Source organism: Solibacillus sp. FSL W7-1464, from assembly GCF_038004425.1.
In the GTDB taxonomy this organism is placed as follows: domain Bacteria; phylum Bacillota; class Bacilli; order Bacillales_A; family Planococcaceae; genus Solibacillus.
Genome location: NZ_JBBORC010000001.1, coordinates 2,259,113 through 2,283,494 on the forward strand (window position 1 = coordinate 2,259,113; position 24,382 = coordinate 2,283,494).

Consider the following 24,382-nt stretch of genomic DNA (forward strand, 5'->3'; position numbering starts at 1 on the left):
GAAGTAATAAAAAAGAGTGAAGCGCTACTTGACGCTTCACCCGTTACAATTTTATTTTTGTAAAATATCGATCCATATTTTAATAGCTGTGGCACCAATCATGATGGCAAGCAGCCATTGCAGTAATCTAACATTCATTTTCTGACCGACTTTTGCCCCAAGTGGTGCCGCGATGATACTTGCAACGATCATAATGAAAGCCGGCCAATAGTCGACCTGGCCTGTCATTACTTTGCCGATACTCCCGCCAATTGAGGAGACGAACGTAATCGCCAAGCTTGTTGCGATTGTAATCCGTGTTGGGATTTTTAACACCGTCAGCAGTATCGGTACGAGTAAAAAACCGCCTGCTGCCCCGACAATGCCTGATCCGATCCCGACGATGAGTGCAAGTATACTCGCCAATGCTTTATTGAATGAAATTTTTGTAGCATCTTCAACTGTTTTCCTCGGTATAAACATCATCACCGCAGCAATGACGGCTAGTAGCCCATACACAATATTCACGGCATCTTCAGATAAAAATCCCGAACCGTAACTGCCTATGAAACTGCCGATTAATATCGCCACCCCCATATATAGGATAAGCTCTCGATTCAGCAATCCGCTTTTCCGGTAAGCCCAAACCCCTGCAAGCGATGCGAATAATACTTGGACGGCACTAATGCCGGAAACTTCATGTGCGGTAAATGCGACTAAACCGAACAATGGCGGAATATAGAGCAGCATCGGGTATTTTATGATCGAACCGCCGACACCGAGCATGCCGGAAAGAAACGATCCGATAAATCCAAGTGCAAAGATGACCGTTATATACATTACTGATAAATCGATTTCCATATGCTTTCCTTCTCTCAAAAATTCATTTATGCCTTTGCTAATACACTGTCGATATAGAAAGCGGATAGAAGCTTTTTCTACCCGCTATTTTTTATGCTTTTTGGATATAGAAGTACAGGACACCCGCTTCTTCTTTTTGTTCAACGATTGTGTGGCCGCCAGCTCCTGCCCATGCAGTAAAATCATTTAAAGCCCCTTTGTCTGTCACTAATACTTCTAGCACTTCTCCGGAGTTCAGTGTATCGATTGCCTTTTTAGTTTTGACAATCGGCATTGGGCAAGCTAACCCTTTAGCATCCAGTGTTTGTTTAATATTCATGTGTATTTCCTCTTTTCTTTAAATTAGTATGTTATATTAAAAAATCGTTATCTTACTGCGCAACGGTTTGGACCGATCTCCATCTCTGTCTGTTCCTCATCGCTTGGCATCAATTTCCCCATATTTACAATACGGATTTCCTGATAGGCATTCGGTTGGGGAGGTAAATTGTCTGTTACCATTGAGCGGAATTCGTCTTCATCTTCCACATTTAAACCATGATTTTCAGCGAATAAATTGCCTAGTCGTTTTGCCACTGTTCCATCTTCATTCAGCTCATCGATGATCATGAAGTGTGCTGGCAGTACGATTAAATCTTCGGCCAATGTGCGGTAGCGTTTGTATAATGTTTCGCGTAAATCTCCAACCCAATCCTCCGCTAATCCGGCTAAGTCCGGGCGACCGATTGAATCGATGAACAGGATGTCTCCCGTTAATAAGTACTTGCCGTCAATGACAAATGATGTTGAACCGATTGTGTGACCAGGTGAATAAAGGGCGCCGACTTCGATTTCAGAAGCACCTAATTGTACTTTTAAACCGTCTTCAAGTGCTGTATAGTCAAATACAACTTCTTCCGCGTCTTTTGGAGGCAGGTAGTACGTTGCACCCGTTTTTTCTGCAATATGGCGTCCGCCGGAGATGTGATCTGCATGCAAATGCGTATCGAAAACGTGCTTAATCTCGACGCCCTTTTCTTTCGCGAAGTTTGTGAAGACATCCGTGAAGCGTACGGCATCAATGATTGCTGCTTCCCCGTCATTTATTGCCATGTATGAAAGACAGCCTTTCCCTAAACGTACGAACTGGTATAGTTCACCGTTATTCAAGTCGCCAACTTTAATCGGCTCAAGGTACATCGACCAAGACTTCATGCCACCTTCTAGGTAACCGACATCAAGGCCAGCATCCGAAAGCATGTCTGCTACCATGATGGAAGAACCTTCTTTCGCACAAACAACCAATACCTCTTTGTCGACAGGAATTTGCGGTAAAATTTCTTCTACACCATCTAATAATTCGAAGTAAGGAATATTTAAGTACTCAAATTTGTGACCTTCGATTTTCCAGTCTTTAAATGCGTCTTCATTCCGGACATCTAAAATAAACAATTCTTTGTTTTCAATTACTTGGCGTGCCACTTGTTCGGCTGTCCATGCTGTTACTGTCATTATCACTACCCCCATAGGTATAATTTTTTATAAAAATTTTTAAAATTACTCTACTTCTTTCTGTAACGCGCCTTCATAGCCGGTCATACCCGGCAAGACGTTGTATACTTTTGTAAATCCTGATTCAGCCAGTTGTCTAGCTGCCAGATCCGAGCGTGTACCTGTACGGCAAATAACATATATTGTTTCGTCTTTACCGAGTTCATCCATTCGTGTTGCCAATTCCCCCATCGGAATTGATTTTGCTCCCGGGATATGGCCGAAAGCATACTCTGCTGCTTCACGGACATCCAAAATCAAGCCTTCCTGTTTCACTGCATCTTCATTTGAAATCGTTTGTTCAAACGTTTTTTCAGATGCTTCACTAATTTCCGGATTACATTTTCGGATATAGTGGTAAAACACGCCATTTACTTCACTTGAGCCGATATATTGATGACCGACCGTTTTCGACCATGCGGCTAAATCCGCGACAGAACCTTTGTCTGTCGCCTGTATTTCCAGCACTTGTCCTTCTGCCACGTCATTCATCGCTTTTTTCGTTTTGACGATCGGCATCGGGCAAGCTAAACCTTTTGCATCAAGTTGTACGTCTGATTTAATCATCGTTATCCTCCATCCATACCGGTAAGGGTATAATTTATTTCAAAATTTTTTCTTACTTAACTTCGCCATTCCATTCGAGCATGCCACCAGTCATATTTGTCACGTCAAATCCTTGTGACTCTAAAAAAGCTGTTGCCTGACCACTGCGTGCACCCGAACGGCAAACCATTATATACGGTGTTTTTTTATCCAATTCGTGCATACGGAATTCCAGCAGTCCTAATGGGATATGGGTAACGCCCGGAATATGACCTGCCTCTACTTCCGCCACTTCACGAACGTCGATTAAATGAACCGCTTCACCGGCTTCCAATTTTGCTTGTACTTCTGTTGGTAAAATAGTTTTCATCATGATTTCCTCCTTAATATGCACTCATTCCGCCACGAACATTTGTCACCTGTTCATAGCCTAATTTTTTCAGCTGATTGCATGCTTGCTTCGAACGCATGCCGCTGTGACAAATGACTACAATTTCCTTACCCTTTGGCAGCTTGGACAAATCCGAGCCGAGCGGAATATTTTTAAATTGCTTCACATTACGTGCCTTATACTCAGCAGGTGTACGTACATCAACAAACACTTTATCTTTGTCATTAATCATTGTTTTCAGCTGTGCCGTTGAAATGGTTTTGACACCTTTTACAGGTTTCATGCGCCACGCTAAAAAAGCTAAAATCACAGCAATTAATAGTATTGTTTCCATAGGATACCCCTTATATGAATAAATTTACGTTTCCGTCTTCAGCATCCGCTAAATAGGCTGCTACTCCGGCATATTCAATGCCATCCAGCAATTCTTCCTTTTGAAGTCCCAATAAATCCATCGTCATCGTGCATGTCACAAGCTTAATGTCCTGTTCCTGCGCCATTTCTACAAGTTGTGTCAATGTTAATGCGTTATGTTTATTCATGACATGCTTGATCATTTTCGGGCCCATGCCGAGCATCTGCATTTTTGATAGACCCAGTTTTTCCGCACCACGCGGCATCATCTTGGCAAACATTTTTTCGAGAAACCCTTTTTTAACAGGTACCGGTTCTTGCTTTCTTAATGTATTGATACCCCAGAACGTATGAAAAATAGTTACTTCATGATCATATGCAGCCGCACCGTTTGCGATGATGTAAGCAGCCATCGCTTTATCATAGTCTCCACTGAATAATACGATGGTTGTTCTTTTCTTTTCCAAATTCAGTCCCCCTACCCCTATAGGTATAATTTATTTTAAAAATAAAAAGCCTTATCGACTTTTTACTAGTAAATCCACTGCCTGTTTGACCATAGCGTTTTTATCGAGTGTATCGGCATCTTCTTTTGAAAGACACTCGACTAAATTATCCGTCACGATGACACCGATTGTCCGGTCAACAGCAGAACGGACTGCACTTAGTTGCGTTATTACATCTTTGCAGTCCTTTTCTTCTTCCATCATCCGTAGAATGCCTCGTAGCTGACCTTCGACTTTTTTCATTCGAGCCAAAACTTTAGGATCATACTGCATATGCTCACCTCATTTAGAATAATTTATTAACCACACTATACTACCCCTTAGGGTATATGTCAAACTATAAACTTGCATCAATAGCTGCAGGTTTTCTCTCGGCAACCACGGCTATTTCTAATCTCATCATATACCCCAATAGGTATATTGTCAATGAAAAAGAAGCTCGCACATTGTGCAAGCTTCCAAAACTAGTGCTCATGCATCATCGCATCTTGTTTCGTCGGATGCACGGTACCGTATGGGTGATTCGGCGGAGCATAGATGGAATACAGCTTTAACGGAACATTGCCGATATTGATCACATTGTGCCAAGTTCCTGCTGGGACGATGATGGCACTATCATCAAAAACGAACCATTGCATATTTAGATTGTCTCTTTCATTCCCCATCTGAACGATTCCTTGCCCTTGCTCAATCCGTAAAAACTGATCGACATTCGGGTGCATTTCCAAACCGATATCCTCTCCTGGATGTAAACTCATAACAGTCAATTGCAGATGTTCCCCTGTCCATAATACGGTCCGGTACGTATGATTTCCGATTGTCGCTGCGTGAATATTAATGACAAAGGGGCTTTTGCCATAGTCCGTTCTCTCATTCATGCTGTTTCCGTAATTCCAATGGCCATACGCACTTGGCATAAAATCCATGTTAATTTTTCATCCTTTCACAATCCTGTTCTTTAAGTAGATTATGTATAGCGGACAGATAGCGTTCATTGATTATTGAGGTGTACGAACTAATAGGAATCGAAAATGAATTTACCGCAAAATCAAAAAACGCACTCCTTATTTAAGAAGTGCGTCCAAGTTTATTTACAAACGAATTAAAGTTTCTTCCAATATTTCATTATAGCTTTACGACTGTTCTACCTTTTGCCTGGCCTTTTAATAGTGTCGGTAGTGCTTCCGGAAGCTGTTCAAGCGTAATTTCTTGCTGAATCAATTGTTCCAGATTATCCGGTTTGAAATCAGTTGCCAAACGGTTCCACACCTTAAGTCGCGTTTCCATCGGGCAATATACAGAATCAATTCCCAGTAAGTTGACACCGCGTAAAATAAATGGGAAGACCGTTGACGGAAGTTTTGTCCCTGCAGTTAATCCGCTGACTGCAACAGATCCGCCGTAATGAATTTGACTTAGCAATGATGCTAATGGCTCACCACCGACCGGATCGACCGCAGCTGCCCATTTTTGTTTCCCTAATGCGCGAACTTTACCGTCATAAACTTCTTCACGCGGGACGATCGAAGTCGCACCAAGTTTCTTTAAAAAATCATGTTCCGATTCTTTCCCTGTACTTGCTTCTACTTCATAGCCAAGCTTTGACAGAATCGAAACGGCAAAGCTTCCGACACCGCCTGTAGAACCTGTTACGAGCACTTTTCCTTTATCGGGCGATACATTATTTTCTTCCAGTCGCTGAACTGATAAAGCTGCAGTAAAGCCGGCTGTACCGATGATCATCGCTTCTTTTAATGAAAGTCCTTCCGGCAATGGAACAAGCCACTCAGACGGGATGCGCGCATATTCACTATATCCGCCAAAATGAGTTACACCAATTTCATAGCTTGTCGCAATCACTTTATCCCCTTCTTTGAATTGCGGGTTTTCCGATGAAATGACCGTTCCTGCCAAGTCGATGCCCGGTACGAACGGATAGCTTTTCACAATGTTGCCATCCGGTATTGCTGCTAAACTATCCTTATAATTTATAGAAGAATACTCTACTTTAAGCAGCACGTCTCCATCAGGTAAATCATTCAAGGTAAGTTCCTTCACGTCCACTGTAAATTGTTCTTCATTATTGACGACTAATGCTTTAAAGTTTTCTGCCATTTTGACCACCCCTTCAAATGTTTACAAATAAAGGGTAACAAAATTAGGCATACCGGTCAAAAACCTGCTTTGATCCAGAACATTTTTAATAAAAAAAGCCGAAACGCATAATGGAAGCGCGTCTCGGCATGATCGATCTTTTTATTCAAAAGCTGGTGTTGCAGTTTCGTCGTAGTTTTCAGTAAGGAAATTACGCACTTCTTCATTTGTCATTGCTTCTGCAAGCTTTTTGATTGCTTCGTCGTCTTTGTTGTCTTCACGTGCCACTAATGTAATGGCAAAGTCATTTTCCACGCCTTCAGTCAGCAGCGCATCACTTTTCGGTGTTAGATTAAGGGGTGCCGCATAGGCAGGTGTCATAACGACTGCATCCGCATCATCGTACATACGCGCAAGCATTAACAGATCGACTTCCTTAAACTGAAGATTTTTCGGATTGTCCTCAACACTTGCTAATGTGTAATACACATCCGTTTTTTCCTTTAATGTAATGACACCGTGCTGGGCAAGCAGCATTAACGAACGGTCAACATTTGAAATATCGTTGGCAATCGCAACTGTCGCCCCTTCAGGCAACTCTTCGATTGAATCATAATTTTTAGCATACACACCGTAATTCGCAAAGTAAATCGGCTGGATCGGCACTAAATTTGCGTCATTGTTACGGTTGAATTCCTCCATATACGGTACGTGCTGGAAGAAGTTTGCATCCACTTCCTTTGCGGCCAGTGCACTGTTTGGCTGTACATTATCGCCTAATACGACAATTTCCAGATCAATGCCCTGTTCTTCCAATTTAGGCTCCACCAGTTCCAGAATATCTGTCATCGGTGAAATCAATGATGCAACTTTTAACGTTGTCTCTTCTGTTTCCACTTCTTTATTCGTTTCTGTTTCATCATTCTGTCCGCAGCCTACTAAAGCAAGTACTGCTGCTACACTTAACATCCATCTTTTTTTCACAATCATTCTCCTATCTTTTGTCCAACCATCTTGCTGCAGTTGTACCAATCATTTGAATAAGCTGCACCAAAATAATCATAATGAAAATCATGTAAAGCATTAGATCTGTCTTGAATTGCTGATAACCGTAACGAATCGCAAAATCACCGATGCCGCCACCGCCAACTACACCCATTATTGTAGAATAGGAAATGAAGCTGACAATCGAAGTCGTCAAGCCGAGCACCAGGCCTGAACGTGCCTCCACAAAAAGAAAACTGAAAATAATCCGCCGTACCGAGGCACCCATTGAAACAGCTGCCTCGATTACACCTTTTGGCACATCAAGCAGTGACTGTTCGACAAGCCTTGCATAATGCGCAATGGCAATGATCGATAACGGAACGGTAGCCGCAACCGTACCGATTGCCGTACCGACAATGAGCCGTGTAAAAGGAATCAAGAAAACGACCAATAGCAGGAATGGAAATGAGCGGATCGTATTCACCGCCAAGTTTAGTATGTTGTAAACGACACGATTTTCAAGCAATTTTTCTTTCCCGCAAAGAAATAAATATGTACCGATTGGTAAACCGATTAAAACGGCAGCTACAATTGACACACCGACCATGAAAAAGGTCTCGCTGATCGCCCGCCCAATTTCGGCTTCATACTGACGTAACACATCAGGCATGTCCAATTCCACCTTTCACGAGCTGATCAACGAAGCTTTGCGGATGATGGCTCGTTTCTAGTATGCCACCAGGTGTTAACTCGACTGTTTCATATATTTGCCCTGTATCCAGTACGGTAGCACGATGGCAAATACTTTTCACAACATCAAGTTCATGACTGACAAGCACAATCGTTACACCGAGCTCCACATTGACCTTCTGTAAAACACGCAAAATTTCCGCAGAAGTGTTGGTATCAAGCGCAGAGGTTGGCTCATCACAGAGCAGGACCGCCGTTTCGTTTGCCAGTGCTCTTGCAATCGCCACACGTTGCTTTTGCCCACCGCTCAGCTGGGCCGGATATTGGTTTGCAAACTGTTCCAGCCCGACAAACTTCAGGCATTCGATGACACGCGCTTTCCGCAGCTTTTTCGGAAAGTTTGCCAGTACCAGTGCAATTTCCACATTATCATGGACGGTTTTATTTGCGACAAGATGAAAATGCTGGAAGATCATCCCGATTGATTTTCTCGCTTCACGAAGTTCCGCAGTTTTTAAAGCGGTCAGTTGCTGGCCGTTGACGACTACCTCTCCACTGTCCGGAACTTCAAGCAAGTTCATCAGACGCAGCAATGTCGATTTCCCTGCACCGCTCGCCCCGATCAATCCGTGAATTTCCCCTTTAGCAATCGTTAACGTCACATCCTGCACAGCGACGAAAGAACCAAATTTTTTTGTGACTTGCTGTAATTGTATCACCTGTATAGACACCTCCACTGCATACCCAATCGATTTCTAATTATAGTAGATATTGCATCAGCTACCAAGAGAAATGTTTATTGCAAAAAATCCCATGTGTCTACTGTTTTGCGAACCACAAATATTCCATACGAAAAAGCAGTAATTCTCCTTCTTCTATACACCCTAAAAAAACAGGCTACTTTTATTCTTAATTTTAATGATTGCAATTCCGCTGTTTTGTTGTCATGAATGTGCAAAATTCAGTGTTCCGGAAAAACAATTTCCAGGTGCTCTTAAAGATTTAGTATTCTCTTTTAATAATTATAAAAAGTATTGTCGTGCTGTCACACGACGAATGGATTTCCTGACTGACATACGATTCCTTCCTCCTGATAAGTTCCATTTCCAAAAAAAGTTTTTCAATCTTGTCCCCAAATCCGTTTTTCAATGACATATATAAGGCAAACGAACAATTGGAGGTTGGAAAACATGAATTTTGTAGTAGAAGGTCATCAAATGTACTATTCACAACGCTTGGCAAATATTGTAGGCATCGAGGAAGCAGCCATACTCCAGCAGCTGCATTACCGTCTAAAGCATCAAGGAAAGAAAAAGGTAGGACATTTCTGGTACTGTCAAACCCATCACCAATGGACCAAGCAGCATACTTACTGGAATGCCGCGAAAATTGGCCGGCTCCTTTTAAAGCTTGAACAGCGAAAGCTCATTATTTCAACAAGAAAATTTAACCGCTTTTCAACGGACCGCTCGAAATGGTACCGGATTGATTACACGCAGCTGCAAAAATTGCTTGATGCGGAAGAAGCCGGTAACAATGAACTGGCGATGCAAGGCAGCTTGCCGATCGAGGCATCACAAAATGATAAAAAGAAGGCCCGGCAAGAAGCCGTGTCGGATATTATTCACTATTTAAACAAGAAGGCCAATAAGAATTTCAATGACCAGGCACCTGCCAATTACAGGTTAGTGAACACCATTTTAAATTTAGGTTATACGGTCGAGGAATGCTATACGGTGATTGACGAGCAAGTGAAATGCTGGCGCCATGACGTGCAAATGCAAAAATATTTACGCCCGATGACATTGTTCCGTCCGGTCAATTTTGAAAGCTATCTCAATAATGCCCATGCAAGAAAAGCACCGCTTGAATACGTGCCAAAGCCGGTAGTACTTGATTATGAGGCAGGTGAAACGTTTTGATTAAAAAGGAATATTTGGAGCAAAGCATTTTAGCAACGATGCTTGAGGAGAATTATTTGATTTTGGACAGCCAGTTAAAGCCCGAAATGTTTTACGGGCAGCATCATCGCCAATTATTTAAGTTGATGCAGCAATTGGCAGCAGAGGGTCGTCCTGCCGATTACCTGACATTAAGTGCCCGCTTTGAAGAAATCCAGACGATCGGCGTTTCCTATTTGACAGAGCTGCTCAAGTTTGCCGATGCAGAAAAGTTTGATGATTATATACAGGTATTGCGTGAAGTTTGGCGCGAACGGCAAAAACAGCAGATCCTGTTTCAGGCTGCTGAGGGGGATTGGTCGATTCAGAAAATTATTGAGCGGCTGGACAATACACAACTTGAAGCCACTGTGACCGATACGTCGATCACCCAGGATTTAGTCGAAATGCATAACCGGCCATATGAGGATGTCGAGACAGAAGGAATGGTCGTGCCGCATATAAAGGAGCTCGGCCTATTGATCGACGGGTTTCGTCCGGGAGAGCTGACGATTATCGCAGCACGTCCTTCAATGGGGAAAACGGATGTCATGAACAACTTAGCCCTCAATGCCGGGTGGCAAGGACATTTGCCGATTGTATTTTCACTGGAAATGACTAAAACGATTTTACTTGACCGGCTCATCGCAACAACGGGCAATTACTCCCGATTGAAGATGCGCAATCCGAAAATGCTTTTTAATGACAATCAAAAAGCAGAATGGCTGCATGTGCTGGAACGGGTAAATAAGTCCAATGTGCATATTGATGACCGAAGCGGCTTGACGGTTGCGCAAATCCGCAGCCAGGCACGCCGGATTATCCGCCAGCATCCCGATAAGACACCGATCATTTTCATCGACTACTTGCAGATTATCCAAGCAGATGATGACTTTGACTATTCGGCAATCGCGATGAGCAAAATCAGCCGCGCGCTAAAGCAGATGGCCAGAGAATTTGACTGCCCAGTCGTTTGTCTGGCCCAGCTCAACCGCAATGTCGAAACCCGCAGCAACAAGCGCCCGGTCATGAGCGACCTGCGCGATTCCGGCTCGATTGAACAAGATGCCGATATTATCATTCTGCTTTACAGGAACTCCTATTATAAGGACCCGGAAGAGATCGATTCAAATGTGCCCGATCGTCTTGAACTTATAGTTGCAAAAAATCGGAATGGTCCAACCGGTACTGCCTCTACTTTTTATAATAAGATCACCGGGCATATTTCAACTGGGAGTGACAGGTAATGCATGTAAAAACGGTGTACGAACTTTTACTGGAAATGATGTAACACGAAGAAAACTTCGGTGCTTACTGGATTTACCTCGCTTTAAAAAAGGGCTATTTGCAGAAGCAGGATGATCCTTAACGCATATACGACGTCCCTTTTACTGAAGCGGAAATTGAAGAATTCGCGCAGATGGATGAACGCGGCTCAAACCTCATAAAACCCCTATGCAGAATTAGTCCTGCATAGGGGTTTCGTAAGCTTCCCGCTTCCTATGCCCAAAAAGCAAGAGAACGTTTTTTCATCTCTTCTCTGTATTGCATAGTCGAAACCGGTAAAACTTTATTCGTTTTATAATCCATAATTACTCCATGTCGGCGAACGACATCCATTTGATTAATTTCTCCAGCATTGTACATGCGTTCGACCTCAAGAGGGTCCAATTCCAGCCATTGACGGCGGTTATTACGAATATATTCCCGCTCTTTTGATGTTGCTTCGTAATCCACTTCAAACGCGTCAATATCCCGGTCAATTTCATAAATTATTACGCCGTAATCAAGTTTTGCACGCTCAATCGATACATACTCATCAATCACATCTTCCAAAACTGCATGAATATCGCGTTCTAACGGGTCACCTAAACCGCCGCCGCCTGCAGATGGTCGTGTAAATGAATCACCTTTTTTCACTTCTACATTGGAGAAGATAGTCCCTAAAAACTCTTCATCACTTTGATTCGGATTAAGGATGGCCCCTTGTGGAATAGAAGGTAATCCCCCTTTGATGCCCCATGTAATCGAGCGTGAGCGGTCACAGCAATAGGACATGACCGTATTATTTATATCTGTTAACATACCGCCCTTTTCAACACCGCAGCCCCCGCGATATTTACCCGGACCTGCAGAATCGGTTATGATTTGGTGCTTCGTCGTAATAACCGGTGACAGCCGTTCCTGACCTTCACAAGGTTGAACACTTAACCCGACCCCGAAAACCGGTGAAGTTGTATTTGCGCCGTCTCGGTCAATACGGCCACCATGACCGCCCGCCATCCAGTCGTACCACATAAAGTACTCACTGCCATTTTGTCGTTTATCATAACCGCCAATTAATAAATACTCTAAGTTAAAGGAACAAGCAATTGCACGTTCCGGCATGATGTTGGACCATAATTCAAAGCACGCATTCATGATTTTTTCAAACGACCCCGAACAGTAGCCCGATACCGCCACCGGACTTGGTGCGTTGACTACGGTATTTTCAGGGAGATACGTTTTTACGACCCGATAGAAGCCCGAGTTTAACGGAATGTCCGGGAAGAATGTCTTGGTCCCTGCATAAGTTCCCGAAAGTGCCGAACCAAAACCGGCATTTAAAAAGCAGCTAATGTACGGGTGTGATCCGCTTAAATCATATAAAATCTCATCGTCCGTTATCGTCATTTTCACACGTATCGGAATTAGACCATCCCCAAGCTGCGGGTCCATATCAATATAATCCACGGTTTCCCATTCCCCTTTAGGCAAAACCGCAATTTTTGCCTTCATTAAACGCTCCACATAATTTTGTACTTCATCGAAAGCTAATAAAACCGTATCAATTCCGTACTTGTCAATCATCTCATTTAATTGCTTTTCGCCAACTTTTGCGGCTTCCACTTGCGAACGTAAATCTCCAATTCGTTCTTCCGGAATACGCATATTTTTTACGATAATATTGACAATATCTTTTAAGTATTGGCCTTTACTGTATATCCGTACAGGCGGAATCCGCAATCCTTCGCCGAAATGTTCTTTCGCTGTAATATCGAAAGATCCAGGGTTTGAACCACCGACATCTGCCCAGTGCCCGTTCGTTTGCATCAGGGCTATAAGCTTTTCTCCATGAAATACGGGTAAAACGACTCGGACATCACTGAAATGTGTCCCTCCACGATAAGGATCATTTACTAAAAAAACGTCACCCGGGTGGATATCGTCCGCAAAATCTTCCAAAACTGCCTTCGCTGTTAAATGCAATGTTCCTACATGAACCGAAATATCCTGTGTCCCTTGCATGACCGTATTTCCATCGGCATCACATAGTGCACAACTAAAATCACGGTTATAAATCACAAACGAATAACATGTACGCAACATTTGCTCTGCCATCTGATCGACCAGATTGACAAACCCGTTTTTCAACACTTCAAATGTTACGGGATCTAGATTTTGCACTTGATTATGTTCTGCTAATTTCATTGTACTCATAGACTTCATCCTCCTTATCGTTTATTCGTTCACCGTAATAATAATATTTTTATAGACATCTACTTCCGCCGTAAATCCTGGTGGGATTACTGTCGTCGTATCTAACTGATCTACGATTGCCGGACCTTGTATTTGTGTGTAGACCGGAATTTTATCGCGGTGATATACTTTCGTATCGACAAATTCCCCTTCGAAATAAACAGGACGTGTCTCTTTATAAGCATCTTCTAACGTTCCTTCTTGTTCATATTGCAGAAATTCCGGTTTTGGCACCGTTCCAATGGCTGTTACACGCAATCCGTAAATTTCCACCGTCTGTTCAGGATCAGAGAAAGCAAATTCACGTTCATGTTCTTTATGGAAAGCAGCCAGTACATCTTCTAATGAAGTCAATTCATCCGGAACAACTACAGCCAATGATCGCCATTGCCCCTTATAGCGAAGGTCAATATAGTTCATCAACGTTGAAGTTTCTTCGGAAATCCCCTCTTCTTCCAGCAGCGCTTTCGCCTCAGTTCTCAACTCGCTGAACTGTTCAGTTAACTCTTCAACCGATACATCCGTCACTTTTTTCACGTACGTTTTTGAAATATCATGACGCACATCAACGAGCAGACAACCCATTGCAGCAGCGACGCCCGGATGTGTCGGGATAATTACTTTCGGGATATTTAAATCTTTTGCTAAATAAGCACCGTGCAATGGTCCTGCACCACCGAATGCTACGAGAGCAAAATCACGCGGGTCATACCCTCGACGTACCGAAATTAATCGAACGGCATCGCTCATATTGGCGTTGGCCACTTGGATAATCGCATTTGCGGCTTCTTCAACAGACTGGTTAAATTCATCCGCAATGGACTTCACTGCCTGAGTTGCAGCAGATTTATCCAGTTGCATTGTGCCATCCAGTAAATTAACACCTAAACGGCCTAACACTAAATTCGCATCTGAGTTGGTTGGCTCAGTTCCTCCACGACCATAACAAGCAGGGCCTGGTGCAGCACCGGCACTTTGTGGTCCGTTTCGTAATGATCCGCCTTCATCTTTCCATGCAAGGCTGCCCCCGCCTGCTCCAATCGTTAATATTTCAATACTCGGGAACCCTATCGGATAACCGTATTCAATCGACCAGTCTTTTGTAATACGAATATCTCCCTCGAACATAAGGGAGATGTCGGTACTCGTTCCGCCCATATCCAAACCGATCGCATTATCAAATCCGCATAATTTGGCAATATGTTTACTTGCAATCGCTCCTGCAGCAATCCCTGAGCTGGCTAATCTTGCAGCATAACGTGGAACTGTACTCGACGTCATTACCCCGCCGCCTGAATGCAGTACTAAAATTTCCTCTTCATAGCCTTTTTTCTGCATTTCATCGCTTAACTTACTAATATATCTGCTCATAATCGGTCCTAGAACGGCATTAATAATCGTCGTGCTCATCCGTTCATGTTCAAAAATTTCCGGCAAGACTTCACTGGATATACAAACATAGACATCCGGCAGTTCCTCTTTTAAAATTTCCTTTACTTTTGCTTCATTTTCTCCATTAACATAGGCATTAATAAAGCAGACGGCAATAGATTCGGTATTTCTGCGTTTCAGCTTTTTTGCTAATGCGCGAATTTCGTCCTCCTGAATTGCTTCTAAAATATTGCCTTCATAATCTGTCCGTTCCGTGACCTCAAATCGATCACGCCGTTGAATATAAGGTTTTGCTGTATCTTTATACGTATCCCATATGTCTTCTTTTGTACCACGTCGAATTTCAGTTACATCCCGAAAGCCTTTTGTTGTGATCAGTGCTGTTTTCGGTAACTTCCGTTCAATCAGCGCATTCGTGCCTACTGTAGTGCCATGAGAAAATATTTTTATATCCTTGCCGTCTAATCGGGCCTTCTCAATTCCATTAATAATACCTTCTTCCGGGTTTGATGGTGTAGAAGATGTTTTCGTTACAAACACTTCTCCCGTATTTTCGTTAAATACAAAAACATCTGTAAAAGTTCCACCAACATCAATAGCTAAACGAGTATGTGTCATAGAGATACCTTCTTTCATAAGGAAGTTTATTGTAATGAACCGGACAGTATTGGGTCGTTTTTATAATTAAATTAAGTGAATAGTCAGATAAAAAAACCTGCTATTTCGTATTGATCGTAACGGTTTTCATTGTCGTGAAAAATTCTTTCGCCGCCTGACCTTGTTCACGGGCACCTGTACTAGAATTTTTCACACCGCCAAACGGGGCTTGTGGTTCTGCTCCGCCTGTTTCATCATTTACCTGGACAAGCCCTACTTCACTGCGCTTAATAAAATCAAACGCTTTTTGGATATTTTCAGTATAGATTGAAGCACTTAATCCAAACTCCGAATCATTCGATAATTGAATTGCTTCCTCGTAATCTTTCACTTTTACGACAGCCAGCACCGGCCCGAAAATTTCTTCGCGTGCAATTGCCATTTCATGAGTCACATTTTTAAAAATCGTCGGCTGAATATAGTAGCCCTCTGTTTCATTTGGAGCCGGTTCACCACCGTAAATAAGTTCTGCGCCTTCAGATTTCGCCTTTTCTATTGCCGCTAAAATATTTTCATATTGTCCTTGTGAAACAACAGGTCCCATCGTTACACCAACTTCAATTTTCTTCGTTTCTTCAATTAATAACGCCAGTACTTCTTCATAAACCGCCTGTTCGATATAAACACGGCTTGTGGCTGTGCAGCGCTGACCCGTCTGTTTCATCGCACCTTCGATTGTCAATTTTGCTGCTGATTTTAAATCGGCGTCCGCTAAAATAATCGCCGCATTTTTCCCGCCAAGCTCCAGCTGAATTTTTTTGTTTGTCGATCCGGCTGTATTTAAAATACTTTGTCCGACGCCATTTGAACCTGTAAATGTTATTGCCTTTACTTCAGGGGCTTCCAATAAAACTTGCCCGACTTTTGAACCGCGCCCCTGTACAACATTGACGACGGATTTCGGGAATCCAGCCCGTTCAAATAATTCGCCTAGCAGCTTTCCGGTCAATGCTGCTTCAACTGAAGGCTTCCAAACTACAGTATTTCCGTAAACTAAGGCTGGTGCCATTTTCCACAGCGGAATGGCTACAGGGAAATTCCAAGGAGTAATTGCTGCAATTACGCCAAGCGGTACACGCTTCGTATACAAAATCTTATCTTCACTGGCTGAAGGCAGTACTTCACCTGTTGCCCGCATCCCTTCCTGGGCATAGTAACGTAAAATCGAAGCACCACGCTTTACTTCTCCGATCATTTCATTTTTTGTTTTTCCCATTTCACGCGAAGCTGTTTCCGCTACAAGATCTATTTCTTCTTCCAGTAAATCCGCCATCACACGCAAAATTTCGCCGCGAGCAACAGAAGATTTATTTTTCCATTCCTCAAATGCCTGATGTGCTGATGCAACGACTGCTTTCGTTTCGTCTACCGTCAGAAGTTCAACTTGGCCGATACATTCAGCCGGATTGGCTGGATTGAATTGTTCACGGATTTCTCTAATAATGGTTGTCATAAAATTCCTCCTTAAATAGACACAGTTTGTAGTACTTCTTTTAAAGGCGAATACGGCAGGTTGTGAGCGTGGGCAACTGCTTCATACGTAACTTTTCCGGTTACGGTATTCAATCCTTTTGCTAATGCATCGTTTTCAATCACAGCTTTTTCAAAGCCTTTGTTTGCAATTTGAAGTGCATACGGTAATGTGACATTTGTTAATGCAATCGTTGACGTCCTTGCCACGGCACCCGGTATATTTGAAACGGCATAATGTAATACGCCATGCTTTACATAAACAGGCTCGCTATGTGTTGTAATCCGGTCGACAGTTTCAATTGAACCGCCCTGATCCACCGCAACATCGATAATTACAGAGCCTTTTGACATCGTCTTTACCATACTTTCTGTTACTAAACGTGGTGCACGTGCCCCCGGAATCAGCACGGCACCTATTAATAAATCCGCTGTCTTTACTTCCTCCGAAATGTTGAAACTATTGGACATACGTGTTTTTAATCGACCTGCAAACTGATCATCTAATTGACGCAGTCGATCAACATTCGTATCCAAAATCGTCACATCGGCTCCAGCTCCTACCGCCATTTTCGCAGCATTTGTCCCGACGATACCACCACCAATAATTACGACTTTTGCTGGGGATACTCCCGGAACACCACCTAAAAGCGTTCCTTTTCCGCCTTCATGTTTTTCAAGGAAATGCGCACCTAGTTGTACAGCCATACGTCCTGCCACTTCGCTCATTGGCGTTAATAAAGGTAATGTACCATTTGGAAGCTGGATTGTTTCATAAGCAATCGCAGTCACTTCTTTTTCAATAAGCTGTTTCGTTAATTCAGGTTCTGGCGCCAAATGTAAATAGGTGAACAAAATTAAATTTTTCTTAAAGAAATGAAATTCCTGTTGTAATGGTTCTTTTACTTTAATAACCATTTCAGCATTCCAAGCTTCTTCAGCAGTCGCCACAATTTCTGCACCGACTTCTGTATAGGCTTCATCTGTAAATCCGCTTGCTAAGCCTGCACCCGTCTCCACCTTTATGCTATGACCACTTTTTTGAAGTTCAAAAACACCTCCGGGAGTCATTCCGACACGGTATTCATTATTTTTTATTTCCTTTGGAATCCCGATAATCATTCGCTTAGCCTTCTTTCTCCACAATATTTTTACGCACAAATTCAAATGTCTCGTCTAAAATTCTTAATATTTCGTTCAATTCTGCTTGCGATAAAATTAGTGGGGGCGCAAACACAATCGTATCTTGTTCATACGTAACCGTTCGCAAGATTAAACCTCTTTTCATCGTTTCCTGTACAAAAATCGGGCTTAGTAATGTGTCGAACAGTTCACCCGTCTCGCGGCTTTTTACTAACTCAATCGCTCCAAGTAAACCGAGTGTGCGCACACGGCCGATAAAACTGTATTTATCCTGTAGAACACGGAAGCCCTCCAGCATTGCTTCACCCATTTTTGCTGCATTTTCCACAAGGTTTTCACGTTCAATAATTTCAATATTTTTCAACCCGACTGCACATGCCATTGCATGGCCGCTGTAAGTATAGCCATGCATTAATGTCCCTTTCGACAGCTCACATAAATCCTGGTGAATATTTTCCGAAATGACAACGCCGCCAAGTTGTGCATAGCCGCTTGATACGCCTTTTGCGAATGTAATCATATCCGGAACTACATCGTAATGCTGCATGCCGAATAATTTACCTGTACGACCGAAACCAGTGATTACTTCATCCGCAATAAATAAAATGCCGTACTCATCACAAATTTCACGGACTTCTTTAAAATAATTTTCCTGGGCGATATTTACTCCACCTGCTCCTTGTACTGGCTCTGACATGAACGCTGCAACTGTTTCAGGTCCTAGCTGTTCAATTGTGTCTCGTAAATTACGTGCAGACTGATTGTAGACATAATGGAAGCCAGGTGCATGTGAATTAGTAAAGTCACGGAATGCTTTTAACCCAGTTGCATTTGTTGCTCCCATTGCTACTCCATGGTAAGACTGTGTACGTGAAATAATTGTCTGGCGCTGTGGCTGACCTTTCAGTACCCAGTAATGACGTGCTAATTTAATCGCTGTGTCATTAGACTCTGAACCGCCAGACGTGAAGAATACTGTGTTTAAATTTCCAGGGGCCATCGATGCAATTTTGGACGCTAAGCGAATGGCCGGTTCATTACTAAACGTTGCAAAACACGAACTGAATGCCAACTTTCCCATCTGCTCCTTTGCCGCTTCCGCGATTTCTTCACGGCCATGTCCAACATTGACATTCCATAAAGAAGACATCCCGTCAATATACACTTTGCCTTCCATATCTTTTAAATAAATTCCCTCACCTTCAGTAAAAATTGCAGCCGGTCCATCAGCTTGCTGTTGTTCAATAGAAGATGTCGGGTGGAGAAAATGTTTCTGATCCAATACTTTTAATGTTTCTTTTAACTGAATTGTCATAAATAGTTCCCCTCATTTCGATTTATTTACCTACACCTACTAATGAGCAATTCTCGTGCCAACTTTTATTTGAAGGGAATAAAATATAAATCTTTCAACTAAAAGACATCACTAGATGATAAGTGATGTCTTAGCTGTTATATTTTTTTGGCTTTTCTATATATATGATTTGTATTTTTTCAACAAAGTTGTATAACATCATACATTTTATTTATTTATACATTTTAAATTCAGAACTGCAAATTTGATGCAAAAACGCATCATCTATCTTCATACGAAATATTGCGTGTCAACTGATATTTTTGTATTTTCCGGACTAATGTTGACTGATCACACCCGAGAGACTTAGCTGTTTCACGAATGCTTGGATGTTCAGATAATGCTTGTTTAATCAGCTGTTTTTCAAATAGAGCCACTTGTTCTTTCAGCGTCCCCGCAAACTTGGGATGCACAGTTTGTTTAGTTTCAAAGTTCTCATCGTGCTGATTTTTTAAAATATGCACAATATCCGGATTGCTGTCCAATTCCTGTTTTACCATGTTCACAGTTATTTCCGGCTGAACAGCAAGCAGGCAAATCCGTTCTACGATATTTTTGAGCTGCCGGACATTACCGGGCCAGTCATATGCCTTAAAGATTTTCAATGCGTCTTTTTTAATCGTCCGGTGGATGCCATATTTTTTATTAATTAATGCTAGAAAATGATTTACAAGCGGAATAATATCTTCCCGGCGCTGTCTTAACGGCGGGACTTCTATAGGAATAATATTCAAGCGGTAATACAAATCTTCCCGGAAACTGCCCTGCTTTACCATTTCCGCCAAGTTTCTGTTTGTTGCGGCTATAATCCGTACATCTATCGGAATCGGCTTTCCGCTGCCGATGCGCTGAACCTCGCATTCCTGCAACACGCGCAATAATTTCACCTGTAACAGCAAGGGCATTTCGCCAATTTCATCTAAAAACACTGTACCGCCTGAAGCAATTTCAAACAGCCCTGCTTTTCCACCTTTAATGGCACCAGTAAAGGCACCTGCTTCGTAACCAAAAAGTTCCGATTCCAATAATGTATCCGGTATCGCACTGCAGTTAATCGTTAATAATTGCTTTTCACTGCGCCTGCTGGATGTATGGATGAGCTTTGTAATTTCTTCTTTCCCTACTCCCGACTCACCACTGATTAATACAGTAGAATCCACTTCTGCTACTCTCATCGCGCGATCTACTACTTGTTCCATGGCACAGGACATCGAAATAATATTCGTTTCTTTTGTATGTATCGCCTGCAATTTGTTTTTAAAATTTTCATTTTGTATTTCCAGCTTCTGCACTTCTTGTTCCAATATTTTCAGTTCGGTCATATCACGGGTAATGGCAACTACATATTGCAGTTCCCCTGCCTCATCGAATATCGGCTTTCCCGTTACTAAAAAGCACTTGCCATTAATAAACGTCTGCAAAATCGTTACTTTTTCTTTGGATTCAATCACTTTCATCGAAATGGAATCACTCATCAATCCCTCTGCCATTGCATCTTTCGCATATCTTCCCATTAGATCAATGCCGACAATTTCAATATCGCTTTTATTTTGAAACAAAATTTTGCCTTGGCGATCACAAATTGTAATGCCGTCAGAGATGGAGTTTAACACTTTAGTCGAAAGCGGATTCATAAAATCGCTGTCGCTGAACTGTTTTAATGACCGCACATTAAATAAATCCCCCTGTACCGACTCCAGTACTTGTACAAAATAGCCATCTACCTCAAATAATTCTTTTTCATTTTTATATTCGTTGATAATATTTTCGATTAAGTCCGGCTGTATTTCGCTTTTTGCTATAATTTCACCGTTTTTAACTACAAAAAAATGCTCTCCTTTATGGAACCCTACTATTGGCATAATGGTCACATCCTCTCTAAAATACCCTTAGACAGCCTGTATCTAAGGGTATTCTTCACCTATTCTATTCGGATAGTAAGTTCTCCTCTATTTCCTCTGCTTTTTCTTTCTGTACAGCCGATTTGACAGAGAACTTTCGCATGACAAAAAATAAACAAACCGAACCTATCAATACTAATGTGCTCAAGTAAAATTGGGAGCGTAAAGATTCAATTAACATCTGGCATAAATAAACGACTGCCAAAATACCGATTGTAATATAAGATAAATACGGAAACAGCCACATTTTTATCGCAAGCGGCTCATTCGAGACTTTTTCATAGTGGCGGCGGAAACGGATTTGCGAAATGGCAATGAAAATATAAACAACAATCATTAACCCCCCGACACTGTTTCCTAAAAAGTAAAAGATCACTTCCGGTGAAACGAAATACATTAGTGCACAAATATAGGCGACAACTGTACTGCCAATAATGGCATGTACCGGTGCACCACGCTTATTTTTAATTTGTGAGAACATTTTCGGTGCATCACCTTGACGCGACATTTCAAGCAACATACGCGAACTCGTATATAAAGCCGAATTCAATACAGAAATTAGAGAAATAAAAATAACAATCTGAATGATTTGTGCTGCAACCGGTAATCCGGCCAACGTTAAAATATTTGCATAAGGTGCTGCTAGCATAGCCGTGTCGTTCCACGGAACAATCAGAATCATAATAGCTACAGATCCGACAAAGAATAATCCTAGACGGAATACAACGTTCCGGATGGCACGTACAATATTTTTCGCCGGATTTTCAGATTCTGCCGCTGCTATCGCTGCAACCTCAGCACCACAAATAGAGAAGATTACGAATACAATCGCTGTCGCAACAGGGACAATTCCATTTGGAGCAAATCCGCCGTACGATGTTAATAGTTCTAAACTTCTCGACTCATAATTTGGCCATAAACCAACAATCATTAAAAGACCAACAAGTAAAAATACAATAATAGCCGTGACTTTAATGAACGACAGCCAATATTCAAATTCACCGAATGACTTGACAGAATAAATATTAACGACTGTCATTAGTAAGGTAATCCCTACACCGCCAACCCAGACCGGAATAACCGGGAACCAGTTATGCAATATACCTCCAATTAGCGCCGCTTCCAGCCCAACAATAAACACCCAGCTTGCCCAGTATAGCCAGCCTACTGTAAATCCTGCCCATGGACCAATATACCTTCCCGCATAGGAAGCAAATGAACCGAGCTCTGCAGAACTGCCTCTACTTTTCCCTAATGCAAGTTCACCTGTCGCCATTTCCCCAACCATTTGCATAATCAGGACAATCAGCATACATGCAATTGCATATGATACAACAGCTGCAGGACCCGTACTTAAAATATTTTTACCGGTTCCTACAAATAGCCCTGTCCCTATGACTCCTCCGATTGAGATCATCGTAATATGACGCGTTTTTAATGATTTTTGTAAAGTGCCCATTTATTCACCCCTCAGTGTTTGAATGCTGACATTTATAAACCCCTTCCTCTAATTCAATGTCTACTTTACAAGGAGCAATTTTCGTGCCGAATTTTAAAAATTCAGTTAAATTAAGTTAAATAAAAAAATTTTATTAGATTAACGATGCATTTTCGCATCATTATTGTATTTGTAGCATCAACTTGCTACATATTGCATCACCTATCCGCAAGTACGATTAGCTGAATTGACAATTCTCAATTCTTCCCGGTATTTTGCGACGGTTCGTCTGGAGATTTGTATTCCTTCCTTACGAAGAATATTAGTCATTTGCTGATCCGATAATGGTTTATTTTTGTCTTCTTCTTCAACCAGTTCTTTTATCCGTTTCTTAATATACGTTACGGAATCCATTTTGCCTGAAGCATTCGTTAACCCTTTTGTAAACAAGGACTGCAAAGCATAAATTCCATGCGGTGTTTGAATATATTTTCCCCGGATAGCCCTGCTGACTGTTGATTCGTGCACACCAAGTACTTCAGATACATCCTTTAAACGCATCGGTTTGATTGAATCCATTCCTTTTGCAAAAAAATCTTCCTGAATTTGTACGAGCAATCGAGCCAAATCGTACAGGGTCTTATCCCGCTGTTCAATGCCCTCCATTAATGCAAGCGCATCTTTTATTGAATCTCGGTAATACGTTTGATTGTTCGCATCGTTTTTAAGCAGTTTCACATAGGATTCATCAATTGTAACGGATGGCAAATAGTGACGGTTTAATTTGATGATCCATTCACCTTCAATATTTTTGACCGTTAAATCCGGTATGATATACGGAATGGCTTCCACTTTATCTCCTGCAATCATCGGGTTCAAATTTTTAATGTAAGTAACAGTCTGTTGTACCTCTTGAAGTGGCATTTTATATTTTTTACTTAACCTTTTGAATGCCTGTGCTGCGACCAATTTTAAATCATCATTGATAAATTTGACTGCCATTTCCGGAGCAGACGGGTCACGATTAATCTGAATCAACAAATACTCTGTATAGTTGCGGGCGCCAACTCCGACTGGCTCAAAAGTTTGGAGCAAATTTAATATCGCCTCGACATGAACCATACTCGTATTAAATTTTTCGGATACAAATTCTAGATCCGTTTCTAAAAATAACCGATCATCTAAAGACCGGATCAAAAAAGTTAAAATTTTCAAATCCGTTTCGGATAAATTACTATGCACCGGAACCTGTTCCATAAGAAAAAGTTCATAGCTTACTTTTTCCGCGAGTGTTTTTTCAATAATATTAAATTGCTCTTTTCCCGATCCATGCAAGGGTGAAAACTGCGTGCTGATTGAACTCCTTGCCAGTTTCATTATTTCCTCATAATTTCCTTTTACCTTTGCGTCGATAACAGAAAGCAGCGGGTTCTCATTTGCCTTTTCATAAATGTATTGCTCTAATTCGTTAGTAGAAAATTGAAGTATTTCTAAATGCTGCAACAATTTCGCTGACAAAACCTGTGTAAGCTTCTGTGAATTGTTTAAAATCATTTGCATCACTATCAGCCTCCAATTCCATATTTTTCTACATTATATCATTTTAATGCTAGTTTATCCCTCCTTTTCT

Annotated in this window: 23 protein-coding genes; 2 read left to right on the forward strand and 21 right to left on the reverse strand. The window is 41.9% G+C overall.

Annotation, left to right across the window (positions count from 1 at the left end; genetic code table 11):
• Positions 1-51 precede the first annotated feature (51 nt).
• The 13 genes from MKZ25_RS11160 to MKZ25_RS11220 form a co-directional block, all read right to left on the reverse strand.
• A complete protein-coding gene (locus tag MKZ25_RS11160; RefSeq protein ID WP_340801571.1) occupies positions 52-840 on the reverse strand; it encodes a sulfite exporter TauE/SafE family protein in 789 nt (262 codons plus the stop codon).
• Between the two features lie 91 nt (positions 841-931).
• Positions 932-1,159 carry a sulfurtransferase TusA family protein gene (locus tag MKZ25_RS11165; protein WP_087616299.1) on the reverse strand — a complete coding sequence of 76 codons (228 nt, stop codon included), beginning with the start codon at positions 1,157-1,159 and terminating at the stop codon, positions 932-934.
• A 47-nt stretch (positions 1,160-1,206) separates the two neighbouring features.
• Positions 1,207-2,331 (reverse strand): MBL fold metallo-hydrolase, encoded by a 1,125-nt coding sequence (locus MKZ25_RS11170; RefSeq protein WP_340801572.1) that lies wholly within the window; start codon positions 2,329-2,331, stop codon positions 1,207-1,209.
• Positions 2,332-2,376: 45 nt separating this feature from the next.
• The gene (locus tag MKZ25_RS11175) at positions 2,377-2,937 is read right to left on the reverse strand and encodes a sulfurtransferase TusA family protein (RefSeq protein ID WP_340801573.1); all 561 of its coding nucleotides are present in this window, start codon (positions 2,935-2,937) and stop codon (positions 2,377-2,379) included.
• Between the two features lie 52 nt (positions 2,938-2,989).
• Entirely contained in the window at positions 2,990-3,286 is a 297-nt protein-coding gene (locus MKZ25_RS11180) for a rhodanese-like domain-containing protein (RefSeq protein ID WP_340803007.1), read from the reverse strand.
• 13 nt (positions 3,287-3,299) lie between these two features.
• Complete coding sequence (locus MKZ25_RS11185) at positions 3,300-3,641, reverse strand: rhodanese-like domain-containing protein (protein WP_340801575.1); 342 nt, start codon at positions 3,639-3,641, stop codon at positions 3,300-3,302.
• 10 nt (positions 3,642-3,651) lie between these two features.
• On the reverse strand, positions 3,652-4,134 hold the full coding sequence (locus tag MKZ25_RS11190; RefSeq protein ID WP_340803008.1) for a DsrE/DsrF/DrsH-like family protein: 483 nt from the start codon (positions 4,132-4,134) through the stop codon (positions 3,652-3,654).
• Positions 4,135-4,179: 45 nt separating this feature from the next.
• A complete protein-coding gene (locus MKZ25_RS11195; RefSeq protein WP_339171633.1) occupies positions 4,180-4,440 on the reverse strand; it encodes a metal-sensitive transcriptional regulator in 261 nt (86 codons plus the stop codon).
• A gap of 191 nt (positions 4,441-4,631) precedes the next feature.
• Entirely contained in the window at positions 4,632-5,093 is a 462-nt protein-coding gene (locus MKZ25_RS11200; RefSeq protein WP_340801576.1) for a cupin domain-containing protein, read from the reverse strand.
• Positions 5,094-5,292: 199 nt separating this feature from the next.
• Positions 5,293-6,282 (reverse strand): NADPH:quinone oxidoreductase family protein, encoded by a 990-nt coding sequence (locus MKZ25_RS11205; RefSeq protein ID WP_340801578.1) that lies wholly within the window; start codon positions 6,280-6,282, stop codon positions 5,293-5,295.
• A gap of 141 nt (positions 6,283-6,423) precedes the next feature.
• Positions 6,424-7,245 (reverse strand): MetQ/NlpA family ABC transporter substrate-binding protein, encoded by an 822-nt coding sequence (locus tag MKZ25_RS11210; protein ID WP_340801579.1) that lies wholly within the window; start codon positions 7,243-7,245, stop codon positions 6,424-6,426.
• A 10-nt stretch (positions 7,246-7,255) separates the two neighbouring features.
• Positions 7,256-7,918, reverse strand: coding sequence for a methionine ABC transporter permease (locus MKZ25_RS11215; RefSeq protein WP_340801580.1), 663 nt, complete (start codon positions 7,916-7,918; stop codon positions 7,256-7,258).
• On the reverse strand, positions 7,911-8,657 hold the full coding sequence (locus MKZ25_RS11220) for a methionine ABC transporter ATP-binding protein (RefSeq protein ID WP_340801581.1): 747 nt from the start codon (positions 8,655-8,657) through the stop codon (positions 7,911-7,913). Before MKZ25_RS11220 ends, MKZ25_RS11215 begins: the two co-directional genes overlap by 8 nt.
• 471 nt (positions 8,658-9,128) lie before the next feature.
• Between MKZ25_RS11220 and MKZ25_RS11225 the strand changes: the two genes are divergently transcribed.
• Together MKZ25_RS11225 and MKZ25_RS11230 are read left to right on the forward strand one after the other, a co-directional pair.
• Complete coding sequence (locus MKZ25_RS11225; RefSeq protein ID WP_340718633.1) at positions 9,129-9,860, forward strand: conserved phage C-terminal domain-containing protein; 732 nt, start codon at positions 9,129-9,131, stop codon at positions 9,858-9,860.
• Positions 9,857-11,125 carry a replicative DNA helicase gene (locus MKZ25_RS11230; RefSeq protein ID WP_340801582.1) on the forward strand — a complete coding sequence of 423 codons (1,269 nt, stop codon included), beginning with the start codon at positions 9,857-9,859 and terminating at the stop codon, positions 11,123-11,125. The genes MKZ25_RS11225 and MKZ25_RS11230 overlap by 4 nt, the downstream gene beginning before the upstream one ends.
• 253 nt (positions 11,126-11,378) lie before the next feature.
• On the opposite strand, the gene MKZ25_RS11235 is transcribed toward MKZ25_RS11230, so the two are convergent.
• The 8 genes from MKZ25_RS11235 to rpoN form a co-directional block, all read right to left on the reverse strand.
• The gene (locus tag MKZ25_RS11235; RefSeq protein WP_340801583.1) at positions 11,379-13,358 is read right to left on the reverse strand and encodes a hydantoinase B/oxoprolinase family protein; all 1,980 of its coding nucleotides are present in this window, start codon (positions 13,356-13,358) and stop codon (positions 11,379-11,381) included.
• Positions 13,359-13,379: 21 nt separating this feature from the next.
• A complete protein-coding gene (locus MKZ25_RS11240; protein WP_340718636.1) occupies positions 13,380-15,407 on the reverse strand; it encodes a hydantoinase/oxoprolinase family protein in 2,028 nt (675 codons plus the stop codon).
• A 100-nt stretch (positions 15,408-15,507) separates the two neighbouring features.
• Positions 15,508-16,899 (reverse strand): aldehyde dehydrogenase family protein, encoded by a 1,392-nt coding sequence (locus MKZ25_RS11245; protein ID WP_340801584.1) that lies wholly within the window; start codon positions 16,897-16,899, stop codon positions 15,508-15,510.
• Between the two features lie 11 nt (positions 16,900-16,910).
• Positions 16,911-18,038 (reverse strand): alanine dehydrogenase, encoded by a 1,128-nt coding sequence (gene ald / locus MKZ25_RS11250; RefSeq protein ID WP_340718638.1) that lies wholly within the window; start codon positions 18,036-18,038, stop codon positions 16,911-16,913.
• A gap of 4 nt (positions 18,039-18,042) precedes the next feature.
• The gene (locus MKZ25_RS11255) at positions 18,043-19,374 is read right to left on the reverse strand and encodes an aminotransferase family protein (protein WP_340718639.1); all 1,332 of its coding nucleotides are present in this window, start codon (positions 19,372-19,374) and stop codon (positions 18,043-18,045) included.
• A gap of 260 nt (positions 19,375-19,634) precedes the next feature.
• Positions 19,635-21,275 (reverse strand): sigma-54 interaction domain-containing protein, encoded by a 1,641-nt coding sequence (locus tag MKZ25_RS11260; protein ID WP_340718640.1) that lies wholly within the window; start codon positions 21,273-21,275, stop codon positions 19,635-19,637.
• A gap of 64 nt (positions 21,276-21,339) precedes the next feature.
• A complete protein-coding gene (locus MKZ25_RS11265) occupies positions 21,340-22,773 on the reverse strand; it encodes an amino acid permease (RefSeq protein ID WP_340801585.1) in 1,434 nt (477 codons plus the stop codon).
• A 201-nt stretch (positions 22,774-22,974) separates the two neighbouring features.
• The gene (rpoN, locus tag MKZ25_RS11270; protein ID WP_340801586.1) at positions 22,975-24,312 is read right to left on the reverse strand and encodes an RNA polymerase factor sigma-54; all 1,338 of its coding nucleotides are present in this window, start codon (positions 24,310-24,312) and stop codon (positions 22,975-22,977) included.
• Between the last annotated feature and the right edge of the window lie 70 nt (positions 24,313-24,382).